This window comes from Roseateles sp., assembly GCF_039595595.1.
Classification (GTDB): domain Bacteria; phylum Pseudomonadota; class Gammaproteobacteria; order Burkholderiales; family Burkholderiaceae_C; genus Roseateles.
The window spans coordinates 23,685-36,578 of sequence record NZ_JBCNLG010000012.1 but is presented as its reverse complement, the minus strand read 5'-3'; the positions used below and the strand labels follow the sequence as shown (position 1 = coordinate 36,578).

Genomic DNA, 12,894 nt, shown 5'->3' with positions numbered 1-12,894 from the left:
GGCTCACCGCGCCCGTCGCGCGGTTCGAGCCGGGATCACCAGCCCAGGTCCTTCAGCAGCGGCTTGGTCAGGTCCTTCGGCGGCACCAGCACCAGGCCCAGGTCGGGCGAGATGTTGGGCTCCATCAGCAGGTTGGGCGAGGCCGACACGTCCCAGTGCGACACCGATGAGCCCGGCACCAGCGGGTTCGGCGTGTACAGCAGCGGACGGCCCAGCGCGTCGGCGCCGGCGCGGCGGCTCGGGTCGCTGGACAGCGAGCCCGTCGCCACGCCCGGCTTGCTGCGCGTGCCGTAGGGGATCGACGCCGTGATGGCCGAGCGCAGCTTGACGCCATCGGCCTGCGACACGCTCACCGTCGGGATGGTGATGGTCGGGTCGGAGCCGCCCAGGCCGGGCGCGGCGCCCGCGACGTTGTTGGCGATGATCACGCCGATCGCGCCGGCGTTCTGCGCGTTCTTCGCCTTGACCGCGAAGCCGCACACGCCGCGATCGATGATCGCGACCTTGCCGCTCACGGCCGCCGTGTCCGCCGCGCTGAACGCGGTGCAGCCCTGGCCCTGGCCGGCGGCCGGCGCGGCGATCGTCGCCAGCGCGCCCAGGCCCTGCCCGCTGCTCACCGCCGGTCCGAAGGACGCGGTGCCGTAGGGGTACTGGCCCGAGGCGCCGGGCGCGGAACTCGCGACCTTCAGCACCGGCGTGGCCGCCAGCATGCCGGCGCCGGCCAGCACGTTCGGGCCGGTCCAGGCCAGGCCCAGCGGATTGATCGCCGAGGCCTTGCGCTCCGCGCTGGTCATGTTCAGCCACGACTTGCCAGCCGTGTTGTCGAACATGTAGCGCTCCCAGATGCTGGGCAGACCGTCGTCGGCGTAGACGCTGCCGTCGGCGCTGATGCGCTTGCCGGTGGAGGTCTGCACCGACAGCACGGTGAAGCCCAGGCCATGGCCCAGCTCATGCAGCAGCGTCTCGACGAAGTTCACGCCGGTGCCGAAGTTGCCGTCCAGGCCGAGGTAGAACGGCGAGCCGTCCAGGCAGCCCGGCTGGCCCAGGTTCACGTTGAACTGGGTCTTGATGTCGACGCCGGCGTAGCCGCTGCCGTCATCGGGCATGCCCTCGCTGAGGTTGACGCCGGAGAGCTTGTTGGCAAGCGCCTGCGGGTACCAGGTGCCGGGGTCGCCGCCGGCGAAGTCGTGCCAGAGGTTCCAGGGGCTGGCGCTGCCCAGCGTGGCCGACGACGAGGTGCAGGTCAGTGCCTGCCAGCCGGCGTTCACGGTGATCGTGACGTTGCTGTCCAGCGCCTTCTCCCACACGTCGGCGACGTAGCGGTAGACGTACATGCGCTGCTCGCCGAGCGTGGTACCCGGGTTGCCGCCCACCGGCGCCACCGGCGTCGGGTCGTTGAAGCCGACGCCCGCCGGGTCGCGGCTCTGGATCACGATGGTGGCGGCCTGCGCCAGGCCGGCGCCGCACAGCGCGGCCAGCACGGCCGAGCGCAGCAGGGTCTTCTTGAAGGTCTTCTGCATGGCTTACTCCGTGGGCAGGGCCGTCTTGGCGGCGGTGGCGCCGGACTTCATGAAGTTCTCGGCTTCTTCCTTGCTGGCGAAGCAGGCTTCGATCAGCTTGCCGTCGGCGCCGCGCACGACGACCGACTGGCTGGCCATGTCGTCGGTGACGCGGATGCCCACCGCGCCGCTGCTGTGGCGCTTGAGCTGCGGGCCGATGGCCATCGCGCGCAGGGCCACGCGGGCCTTGCCCGACGCGGGCAGCGCCTTCAGCGCGGCATGCTCCTCGGCGGTGGCCGGGCGCAGCTTGCCGGTGTCGGCGTCGCGCACGATGACGAGCGACTCCTGGGCCGCGGCGGCGGTGGAGTCCGGGGTCGCCGCGGCGGCGGCTTCGTGAGCCTGCGCCGCCAGCGGCAGGGCCGCGGCGATCGCCAGGCCCAGGGAAATGCGGGTGATCATGGACGTTGTCCTTGCTTCGATGACTCGGAGATGACTCGGATGATTCGACGGCTCGAAGGCTCAGCGCTGCGCGCGGCGGCGGCGGGCGGCCGCCAGGCCCAGCAGGCTGATGCCGGCCAGCGCCCAGCTCGACGGCTCCGGCACGTTGACGGCGACGTTGTCCACGCCGACGTAGTTCGCCTGGTCCGCGCTGCCGATGTACTGGATCGCGAAGCGCGCGGTGGCGCCGGCGCCCTGGCCGCCCAGCAGGAAGCTGTAGCGGGTCCAGTCGCCCTGCGCGGTGATCGTGGCCTGCGGCACGAAGCTGCTGAAGATGCCGGCCGCGTCGACCAGGCCATAGGCCAGCTGGTCGATGTAGCCGGGCTGGATGTCGCCGCGGGCCCAGAAGGAGACTTCGAGGTTCTCGGCGGTCGAGAACACCGGGCTGATCAGCCAGCTCGACAGCGTGCCGCCAGCGGCCGCGTTGTTGAAGTTGCTGGCGACGTAGGCATTGGGTGCGCCGCTCAAGGCGGTGAAGATCGACTGGTCGCCCTGGACCCAGGGATCGGTGAGGCCGCCGCCGCTGCCTTGGTTGGAACGGATCCAGCCGGCGCCGGCCAGCGTGTCGACGTTGTCGAATCCCTCGTCGAGGAGTGTCGGGCCCGCCTGGGCCGCGGCCGCGGCGCCCAGAAGCGCCAGGGCCAGACAGGTTTTCTTGAACATTGCTGCGTCCTTCTTCGAAAGGAAGGTGGGATGTCCACCTGGACATGGACGGCGGCGCCCCGTGATGCGGAGCGCCGCCGTGACTGCTGAGGGCCGGCGGGAGGGGCGGCCTTCGGGCGGGTCGATTCTGTGACGCATGTCACGTCCCATAGGAGAGGGGCAAAGCCGGGCTCCCCCTCGGAGCGGGGGGAGTTGTTTCCCTAACAGGTGCCGGACATGGCCCGATCGGGCCGGCCAGGCCGGGGTCAGGGCTTGCCCCGCGCTCGCGCGGCGCCGGGCGAGTGTGGCGTCCTCGGGGGAAACACCGATGGGCAGACCGCCGGCGCACGCGCGTGCCGGTCCGCCTCGGACATTCGTCCGATACCAGCGCGAGGCGCATGCCGGGATAGTCGAGTCCTGTTCCAACACCCCACCCTTCACTGGAGCCCACCATGAACCTCTCCCGCCGACTCCTCGCCACCGCCGCTGCCGCCACCGCCCTCGCCGCCACGGGCTTCTCCGGCGCGGCCCTGGCCGCCCCCGCGGCGGCCCAGCCCGCGGTCGTCATCGTCCATGGCGCCTTCGCCGACGGCTCCGACTGGGCCAAGGTCATCCCGCTGCTGCAGCGTGAGGGCCTGCAGGTGACCGCCGTGCAGAACCCGCTGAGCTCGCTCGCCGACGACGTCGCCGCCGCGCGCCGCGCCATCGACGCGCAGCCGGGCAAGGTCGTGCTGGTCGGCCATTCCTGGGGCGGCACGGTGATCACCGAAGCGGGCAACTCGCCCAAGGTCGCGTCGCTGGTCTATGTCGCCGCGTTCGCGCCGGACGCCGGCCAGAACACCGCCGAGCAGGGCAAGGGCTTCCCGGTGCCGTCCGGCTCGGCCCACTTCAAGGCGGACGCGCAAGGGTGGCTGAGCCTCACCGCCGAAGGCATGAGCCAGCACTTCGCGCAGGACCTGCCGGCCTCGGCCACCGCGGTGATGACCGCCACGCAGGGGCCGATCCAGGCCAAGGCCTTCGAACAGACGGTGGGCACGCCGGCCTGGAAGACCAAGCCGTCCTGGTATGTGCTGGCGACGTCCGACCGCATGATCGCCCCCGAGGCGCAGGCCGCGATGGCCCAGCGCGCGGGTGCCCGCGTGACCAAGGTCGACAGCAGCCATGTGCCGCAGCAGTCGCAGCCGGAAGCGGTCGCGAAGGTGATCCTGGACGCCGTCCGCCAATCCCGGTAAGGTCCGCGCCGGCCGCGGGCGCCCCGCTCCCCGGGCGTGTCCGCGGCCATCGACGCCCGACCTCACCGTGACCTATTCCAGCAGTTCCAGCCGTTCCAGCCCTTCCGCTCGCCCCGCCCCCCGCGCCGGCTCCCCTTCCCTCGCCCCGGCACGGCCGGGCTCGCGCGTGCCAGTGCTCGACGCCGTGCGCGCGCTCGCGTTTGTCGGTGACCTGAGCATGGGGCAGCCGGTCGATCACTCGACCCGTGCGGCGTGGCTCGCCACGCGCGTCGCGCAGTCCGCGCGCGCCGCCGGCATCGGCACGGGCGGGCCGGACGGCCACGCCGCCTGCGTCGCGCTGCTGCGCTGGTCCGGTTGCACGGCCAACGCGCCCGAGTTCTCGGTGCTGATGGGCGACGACGTGACCGGCCGCGACGCGATGCTGTCGATGGCGTCGGCCTCCGAAGCGACCGCGCTGGCGAGCACCTTCGGCGACGCCGCGCTGATCCATTGCGAGGTGGCCGGCGAGATCGCGCGCCTGCTCGGCCTGCCGGCCGACATCGAGCGGGCGATGCGCTGTCTCTTCGAGACCTGGGATGGTGGCGGCAAGCCCGCCGGTCTGAGCGGCGACGCGGTGCCCGCGGTGGTCTTCCACGTCGCGCTGGCCGGGGATCTGGAGATCTTCTCGCGCGTGCACGGCCTGCCGGCCGCGCTGCGCTACATCGCGGAGCGCGCCGATGGCAAGTACCCGAAGGCGCTGGCCGACCTCGTCGCGCGCGAGGCCGCCGGATGGATGGCCGCGCTCGACGACGGCGCGCATGAACGCGGCGGCGAGGCGGACGCCGGAGTCGGCGGCCTGGCGGCGCTCAAGACACCGCTCGAGCTGGTCGCCGACGTCATCGATCTGAAGATCCCGTGGATGACCGGGCTCTCGCGCCGCGTCGCGGAGGCGGCGCGCGACGCGGCCGCCGCGCTCGGGCTCGACGAGGCCGTTCAGGAACGGCTGCACCGCGCCGGGCTGCTGCATGGCATCGGGCGGGCCTCGGTGCCCAACGCGCTCTGGCAGGACGGGCGCCGCCTGGGCGAAGCCGATCGCGAGCGGCTGCGGCTGATGCCCTACTGGACCGGCCGCGCCGCGCGGCGGCTCTCCGCCCTGCAGGAGGAGGCCGAACTCGCGTCCTATGTCGACGAGCGGATGGATGGCTCGGGCGCGTTCCGAGGGGTCGCCGGCGCGGCGATTCCGATGCCGGCGCGCGTGCTGGCCGCGGCGTCGCGCTGGACCACGCTGCGCACCGCGCGGCCCGGCACGGCAGCGCTCGACGTGGAAGCGGCGCGCGCCGCGCTGCGCGCCGAGGCCGGCGCCGGCCTGCTCGATGCGCAGGCCGCCGAAGCGGTCTGCGGCGGCAAGGGCTGGCCCGTTCGCCAGGGCTCAGCAACGGCGGCCACGACGGCAACAGCGGCCACTGTGTCGCTCTCGGCGCGCGAGACCGAGGTGCTCGCGCGCATCGCCATCGGCGAGAGCAACAAGGAGGCGGCGAAGGTGCTGGGCATCAGTCCCGCGACCGTGCGCACGCACCTGGAGAGCGCGTTCCGCAAGCTCGAGTGCAGCACCCGCGCCGCGGCGACGCTCAAGGCGATGACGATGGGGCTGCTGCCGGTCTGACGCCGGCGCCGGAAATGGAAACAGCAAAAAAGAAAAGGCCCTGGTCGTGAGACCAGGGCCGAAAGTTCGTCCGCCTGCAGAGGGAAAAGACGGACCATGCGAGAGAGAAGCATGAACAACGGAAGCTCGAATTCCGTTGTCAGGATCAACTGTAGTGAAGGCATCGCGGCCTGACACGAGGCCGATGGCGCAAGCGCAGGGCAGTCATCGTCCGATGCGCGTGTCGGTCAATCGCCTACACGGCTGGCCGCCGCCCGGTTGCGTGACGCCCAGCGCGCGCTGCGCGCTCATCGCCATCACCAGCGCGAAGACGACCACGCAGGCCAGACCCGCCGTCAGCGACGAGTGCTCCGCGATCATCCCGATCAGCGGCGGACCGGCCATCATGCCGAGGTAGCCCAGCGAGGACACCGCCGCAATGCCGTGCGCCGCGCTGATGCCGGGCACTTTCGACGCCGCCGAGAACAGCACCGGCACCACGTTCGACAGGCCCAGCCCGACCAGCGCGAAGCCGAGCAGTCCCGCGCCGGCCACCGGCACCAGCAGCGCGGCAGCCATGCCCGCCGCCGCGAGCAGACCGCTGGCGATCATCAGCGGCACCGGCGCCACGCGCGCCCGCACCCAGTCGCCGCCGAAGCGGCCCAGCGCCATCGCCAGACTGAAGCTGGCGTAGCCCAGCGCCGCGATGCTGGCATCGCTGGCGCGCTCCTGCTTCATGAACAGGACGCTCCAGTCGTACATCGCGCCTTCGGCGATCAGGCCCAGCGCGGCCAGCGCGCCGATCAGCGCGAGCACGCCGCGCGGCAGGCTCATCGGCTGCTTCTCGCCGGCTTCGGTGCGCATCTTCAGCATCGCCGCGCAGGCACCCAGGATCAGCGCGATGCCCGCGCCGCAGGCCGCGAACAGGTGGGTTTGCGGCGTCCAGCCCAGCCAGGGCAGCAGGCTCCCGACGCCCGCGCCGACCATGCCGCCCAGGCTGAACATCGCGTGGAAGCCGCTCATCAGCGGGCGGGCGGCCAGGTGCTCGATCTCGGTGGCCTCGGCGTTGATGGCCACGTCGAACAGGCTGGCCGTGGCGCCGAACAGCATCAGCAGGCCGACCAGGCCGAGGTAGGCGTCCGGCACGATCAGCAGCGACACGCCGCCGGCGCACAACGCGCCCATCAAGCCCGCCACGCCGCGCGGCCCGAACCGCGCCACCACGCGCCCGGCCTGCGTCAGCGCCAGCAGCGCGCCCACGCCCGAGGCCAGCATCGCGATCGCCAGCGACTGCTCGCCCAGGCCGTAATGCGCCTTGACGGTGGGAACATGCACGCCCCAGGTCGCGAACAGCGCGCCGGAGACGAAGAACTGGATGCGCAGGGCCCAGGCCGCCGCCTGCAGGCGGCGCGGGGATGGAGGAGCGAGGGAGGCGGTCGAGGTCATCGCGGTGCTGCGTGAAGAACCCGTGACTGTAGGGGCCACCGCCGTGCCCGGGCGTGCCCGCCGCGCGGATCGCGCGATGCTCGCCCGCCGCTCAGGAGACCATGCCGCGCAGCGCGTTGAACAGCTTGCGCGGCTGCAGCGGCTTGAAGAGCACCGTGTGACCGCTCTCGGTGGCGCGGCGCAGTTCCTCCCGGCTGGTGTCGCCGGTGACCAGGATCGCCGGCACGTCGGTGCCGCAGAAGGCGCGCACCGCGCGGATCGCCGCGATGCCGTCCGGGCCGTCGCCCAGATGCAGGTCGGACAGGATCAGGTCGGGCGGCAGCACGCGCGCCCGGACCGCATCCGCCGCCTCCACCGCCGTCGCCGCCACGATGGCCTCGTAGCCCCATTCCTCCAGCAGCAGCTTCAGGCCGATGCGGATCGACTCCTCGTCGTCGATGACCAGCACCGAGCGGGGCTCCATCACCGGCATCGGCACGGTGTCGGCGGCGGTGGTGAACTCCGGGATCTCCGGCAGGCCGCCCAGCGGGATGCTGAGCCGGAACATCGTCCCCTTGCCCGGCCGCGACGCGACCATCAGCCGGTAGCCCAGCAGGTGCGCCAGCCGCTTGACGATCGCCAGCCCCATGCCCAGTCCCTGGGTGCGGCTGCGCTCGCTCTGACCGACCTGATAGAACTCCGCGAAGATCCGCGGCAGGTCGGTGGCCTTGATGCCGATGCCGGTATCCCAGACTTCCAGATTCAGATGCGTCGAGGTGGAGCGCGCCACCACCACCACGCCGCCCTCCTCCGTGTACTTCAGCGCGTTCTGGATCAGGTTGCCCAGGATGCGCTCGAGCAGTTGCGGGTCGCTGGTGACCGACTTGCCGCCCGGGGAGAAGCGCAGCCCCAGCCCCGAGGCCTCCGCCTGGCCGGCGTAATGCATGTGCAGGCGCCGGAACAGGTCGCGCAGCGGGAAATGCTGCAGGTTCGGATCGACCGTGCCCGCGTCCAGGCGCGAGATGTCCAGCATCGCGTTGAAGGAGCGCTCCAGACCCTCGATCGAGCGCATGACGTTGCGGATCAGCGGCTCTTCCTCGGTGCCCTGCAGGCGGCGTTCCAGGCTCGCGGCGAACAGGCCCAGCGCATGCACCGGCTGGCGCAGGTCGTGGCTGGCGATGGCCAGGAAGCGGCTCTTCTCCTGGTCCGCGCGGATGGCGCCGTCGCGGTCGTGCTCCAGTGTGCTGACGTGCAGGTCCTGCTCCATCAGCAGGCGCTTGGCGCGTTGCCAGCGGTGGTGCTCCAGCAGCGCGAGCCCGCCGATGACCGCCGCGGCCAGGAACCAGACCGGGCCGGCGCCGGGCCGGGCGGCGGGGTCGAACAGGCGGGCCAGCCCCTCGGACGCCGGCAGCAGCGCGATGACCGCCGACCAGCGCCCCATCGGCGCCAGCAGCACGCCGATCACCGCGGCGGCGGCGGCGAGCAGCGGGCCGGTGAGCAGGCCGCGCGACCCCGGCGACTCCGCGAGCCAGGGGTGCAGGCACAGCAGGCCCAGACAGCCGGCGGCCTGCAGGACCAGCAGGCGGCGGCCCTCGCGGTCGCTGAAGAGCGCGGGACCGCGGTGTTCATGGGCGCGCGGCGCGGCCCGGTGCGAGAGGGAGCGCGCGGTGAAGACGCAGCCCGCCGCCAGCGCGATGACGCTGACGATCCACGCGATCAGCCCCGGCGTCGGCATCCCGCGCAGCAGCGCCGACACCAGCGGCGCGGCCACCGCGCCGAGCAGCGAGGGCCAATGGCTCCAGGCTTCTTCGAAGCCGGCATCCTGCAGGCGGCGCGCGATCGCGCGGCGCTCGCGGCGCTGGCCTTCCTGCATCGATTCGTCGGTGTCCGGCGTCGGGCCGGCGACGGCGACGAACAGTCCCGGACGCGGCGGGCGCTTGGCGCGCCGTGTCCGCGGCGGCGGTGCGGGAGGCGGTTCGCCGTTCCGCTGCGAGGGCGGCGAGGCCGCGTCCCCGGACGGCTCGGCATCGGCCGGCAACGGCGAGGCGGCGTCGACAGTCGCCGGATCCGGCGCCGCGCTGCCGATGGCGTGGGTCGCGGAGGAAGGAGCGATGCCCGAAATGGCACTCGCCGGCACGTCAGGGACGTCCGGCGAGTCGATCATGATCTCGGTCGGCGCAAAGGTGGTGTCGGGGGCCGCAGGCCCCCTCGCCCCGCGGTCGCCGCCGCGGTGAACCGTGGCCACTCCGTCAGCGGAACAGGCTGATCATGTGCGAGCGTGACTTGACGTCCAGCGCCAGCAGCAGCGACGACACGTAGTTCTTCACCGTGCCCAGCGACAGTTGCGTGGAGTTGCTGATCTCCTGGTTGCTGCAGCCCGACAGGACCAGCTCCAGGATTTCCAGGTGGCGCGGGCCCAGTTCGGCCACGCGGTCGTACATCGCCGACGACGGGAAGCGCGGGAACAGCGAGCCCGCCTGCGCCGCACGGTGGCGCGGCCCCTCGGCCAGCAGGGCGCGCAGCGTGCTGCGCATCTCGGCCATCAGCGCACCCTTGGGCAGGTAGCCCACCGCACCCAGCGCCCGCGCCTGGCGGACGACGAATTCGTCCTGCGTGCCGCTGAAGACGACCACGCGCGCCTCGGGGAAGGTTTCCATGAACTGCCGCAGCCCTTGCAGGCCCTTGCAGTCGCCCAGGTTCAGGTCCAGCAGCACCGCGTCGACCGCGCCGCCGTGACCGTAGGCCTGCAGACCCTCTTGCAGCGACGAGGCTTCCACCCATTCGATGTCGATCTCGTCCAGGGTCTGGTACAGCGTGCGGATCCCCGCGCGCACCAGTTCATGGTCGTCGACCAGCAACACCCGGCGCTTGACCGCCGGCATCACGTAGCCACCATTCCCGACCGACTCGAAAGTACGGACAACGGACACTGCTTCCATAGGGCCTCCCTTCTTTTGACTCGCCGATGCTCTCCGGCTCGGCTGTCGTCACCCTTTACTACCCGCCGGAGAAGGCTCGCATGATAGGCCGATGGTCACTTGCGTCGCCCCCTCTTCAGGGGGAAGCCGAACGGCCCGACTTAGAAACACTTGTGACTACATGTTGCCAAGCTGATTGTGGGTGTGAGCGCCGCTCGCGTCCTTCCCCAGTTCCTTGCTTGAAACCGCGTGAAACACGATAAAAAAGAAAATTCGGGCCTGCCCTGATTTCGGATTTGGCATTGCACATCCGGAAAATGTGATTGGCCTCGAATCGGTCGTCTTCCTAGCATCAGCTCCGCTCGATCAACAACCCTGCGGGGGTTGTGGGCGTCATCCGGGTCCAGCCGGATCGACCAGCCAGAAAAACGACGGAGACAACATGAGCCATATTCCATTCGCCTTGCGCGGCACCGCGGCTGCCGCCACCGTCCTGGGCCTGATCACCGGCGCCCAGGCCCAGCAAGCCCCCGAGGAAAAGAAGAAGGACGACAGCCAGCTCGAGACGGTGGTCGTGACCGGCATGCGGCGCTCGGCCGAGTCGGCGCAGACGATCAAGCAGAACTCGGACCAGGTGGTCGATTCCATCGTGGCCGAGGACATCGGCAAGTTCCCCGACAAGAACGTGGCCGAGATCCTGGGCCGCGTCACCGGCGTGCAGATCCAGCGCGGCAATGGCGAGGCCGGCACCGTGATCATCCGCGGCCTGGGCGGGGTCACGACGCTGCTCAACGGGCGCGAGTTCTTCTCCGACTCCAGCCGCAGCCTCTATCTGGCGGACGTGCCGGCGACGATGCTCAAGCGCATCGACGTCTACAAGACGCAGGAAGCCGCGCTGCCCGAGGGCGGCACGGCCGGCGTCATCGACGTGCGCACCAACCGCCCCTTCGACTTCAAGGATGCGCAACTGGTCATCTCGGCGCGCGGGGAACATCGCGACAAGGCCAAGTCCAACAACCCCGACGTCTCCGGCATGGCGTCGAACCGCTGGAAGACCGACCTGGGCGACATGGGCGCCCTGATCGGGCTGTCCTACCAGCGCGGCAAGTACCACGATGAGCGCGCCTTTGTCGGCGATCCGCAATCCATCGTCGTCGACGGCCGCGCCGACCCGGTCAAGGGCACCGACGCGATGGGCCGCGTGCTGGACCTCGGCGATCGCAAGCGCCTGGCGGGGAACTTCGCGCTGCAATGGAAGCCCAGCACGGAGTCGGAGGTCTACCTCGAGGGCTTCGGCACCCGGATCGACCATCGCTACCAGCAGTCCTTCCTCGTCGGCGGCATCGGCATGATCAATGACGCCGGCGTCTGGCGCCCCGCGCCCGGCACGGTGATCACCACCCGGCCCGGCACGGACAACCTGGACACCGCGGTCAATACCAACTATCCGGGCTGGGGATTCACCTCGACCCAGGCCAAGCATGACGAGGCCAGCAACAACCAACTGGCGCTGGGCGGCAACTGGCGCGTCAATGAGCGCCTCAAGCTCAGCACCGAGCTGGTCCGCACCCGCAGCCAGATCGACTGGGTCAACCGCATCCTGGACACGGGCTACAACCCCACCAGTACCGTGGCGGCGGTGCGCGACGGCGGCGGCTTCATCGACTACCCGAACCTGGACCTGACCGACGCGGCGAACTTCCACATCAATGGCGGGGTCGACGTGCGCGGCCGCCGCGAAGGCCGCGCCACCGACTGGCGCGGCGACGCCGACTACGACCTGGGCGACGGCTTCTTCAAGGAGTTCAGCACCGGCGTGCGGCTGGCCAAGCGCGACGCGATGTCGATCGGCACCAGCATGCCGTGGACGACCACCTTCCCGGCAGCCGGTCAGACGCTGACCAACTTCCCCGGCCTCTATGAGGTGGCGCAGCCCACGTCCGGCGACTTCGGCGTCAAGCGATATGTCTTCGCGTCGCGGGACTGGCTGCTCGACAACGGCGAGGCCTTCCGTCAGATGCTGACGGGCAGCACCGCGCTGACGCCCTACGACCCGATGACGCTGTTCAACGACACGGAGAAGACCAGCTCGATCTATGGCCGGCTGAAGTTCGGCTTCGATGCGCTGGGCGTGCCGGTCTCCGGCGTCGCGGGCGTGCGCTGGGTGCGTACCCAGCAGACGCTGCGCGGCAACTCCAAGGACGCCGCCACCAACGAGATCACCCCGGTGCTGGTGGACACGTCCCGCACCGACGCCCTGCCCTCGCTCTCGCTGCGCGCCGAACTGACACCGCGTCTGGTGGGCCGCCTGGTCTGGGGCAAGACGATTGAACGGCCGGCCTTCAACCAGTACAACCCCGGCCAGACGAACAGCCCTCCGGGCGGCGGCACGATCTTCGGCACGCTCTCGGGCGGCAATCCGGAGCTCAAGCCGACCGAGTCCAACAACACCGACGTCGCGCTGGAGTGGTACTTCGCACGCACGGGCTCGCTGACCGGCACCGTGTTCCAGCACAAGTTCAAGAACCGCGTCGCGACCGACACGATCCAGACGACGATCAACGGCGTCCCCTACAACGTGACGCGGCCGATCAACGTGGCCACCGCCGACCTGCATGGCTACGAGCTGGGCTACCGCCAGTTCTACGATTTCCTGCCGGGCTGGCTGGGCGGGTTCGGCATGGAGGTCAACTACACCTTCATGACCGGCAAGCAGGGCGATGGGCCGTTCCTGGGGCAGTCGAAGAACGCCTTCAACGTCGTCGGCATGTACGAGCGCAACGGCATCTATGCGCGCCTGGCCTACAACTGGCGCGACAAGTTCCTGGCCGAGGCGCCGTACCGCAGCACGCAGAGCAAGCTCTACGTCGCGCCGCTCAAGACCCTGGACCTGTCGCTGGGCTATGAGGTCACGCCGAAGATGACGGTCTCGCTGGACGTGACCAACCTGCTGAACCAGGCCTACCACGACTACTTCGACCAGGACCCGTCGCGGGTGCGCGATGTCCGCTACTACGACCGCACCGTCGCGCTGGGCCTGCGCTGGAAGCTGTGATCCG

The 12,894-nt window shown here is 70.7% G+C and carries 9 protein-coding genes; 3 read left to right on the top strand and 6 right to left on the bottom strand.

The window, feature by feature from the left end; all coding sequences use genetic code 11:
• Positions 1-35: 35 nt before the first annotated feature.
• From ABDW61_RS15535 to ABDW61_RS15525, 3 genes are read right to left on the bottom strand one after another with little or no spacing between them, the layout of a single operon-like run.
• Positions 36-1,520, bottom strand: coding sequence for a PA domain-containing protein (locus tag ABDW61_RS15535; protein ID WP_343639889.1), 1,485 nt, complete (start codon positions 1,518-1,520; stop codon positions 36-38).
• Positions 1,521-1,523: 3 nt separating this feature from the next.
• A complete protein-coding gene (locus ABDW61_RS15530) occupies positions 1,524-1,958 on the bottom strand; it encodes a hypothetical protein (protein WP_343639887.1) in 435 nt (144 codons plus the stop codon).
• Positions 1,959-2,018: 60 nt separating this feature from the next.
• Complete coding sequence (locus ABDW61_RS15525; protein ID WP_343639885.1) at positions 2,019-2,660, bottom strand: choice-of-anchor J domain-containing protein; 642 nt, start codon at positions 2,658-2,660, stop codon at positions 2,019-2,021.
• A gap of 431 nt (positions 2,661-3,091) precedes the next feature.
• Between ABDW61_RS15525 and ABDW61_RS15520 the strand changes: the two genes are divergently transcribed.
• Entirely contained in the window at positions 3,092-3,871 is a 780-nt protein-coding gene (locus ABDW61_RS15520; RefSeq protein ID WP_343639884.1) for an alpha/beta hydrolase, read from the top strand.
• 166 nt (positions 3,872-4,037) lie between these two features.
• Positions 4,038-5,513, top strand: coding sequence for an HD domain-containing phosphohydrolase (locus tag ABDW61_RS15515; protein ID WP_343639883.1), 1,476 nt, complete (start codon positions 4,038-4,040; stop codon positions 5,511-5,513).
• A gap of 204 nt (positions 5,514-5,717) precedes the next feature.
• On the opposite strand, the gene ABDW61_RS15510 is transcribed toward ABDW61_RS15515, so the two are convergent.
• The 3 genes from ABDW61_RS15510 to ABDW61_RS15500 all read right to left on the bottom strand — a co-directional run bounded on the left by ABDW61_RS15510 (position 5,718) and on the right by ABDW61_RS15500 (position 9,856).
• Positions 5,718-6,938, bottom strand: a complete 1,221-nt coding sequence (locus ABDW61_RS15510; RefSeq protein ID WP_343639881.1) for an MFS transporter — start codon at positions 6,936-6,938, stop codon at positions 5,718-5,720.
• A 91-nt stretch (positions 6,939-7,029) separates the two neighbouring features.
• Positions 7,030-9,081 (bottom strand): ATP-binding protein, encoded by a 2,052-nt coding sequence (locus tag ABDW61_RS15505; RefSeq protein ID WP_343639879.1) that lies wholly within the window; start codon positions 9,079-9,081, stop codon positions 7,030-7,032.
• 85 nt (positions 9,082-9,166) lie between these two features.
• A complete protein-coding gene (locus tag ABDW61_RS15500) occupies positions 9,167-9,856 on the bottom strand; it encodes a response regulator transcription factor (RefSeq protein WP_343639878.1) in 690 nt (229 codons plus the stop codon).
• Positions 9,857-10,277: 421 nt separating this feature from the next.
• Between ABDW61_RS15500 and ABDW61_RS15495 the strand changes: the two genes are divergently transcribed.
• Positions 10,278-12,890, top strand: coding sequence for a TonB-dependent receptor (locus tag ABDW61_RS15495; protein WP_343639876.1), 2,613 nt, complete (start codon positions 10,278-10,280; stop codon positions 12,888-12,890).
• Positions 12,891-12,894: the final 4 nt, after the last annotated feature.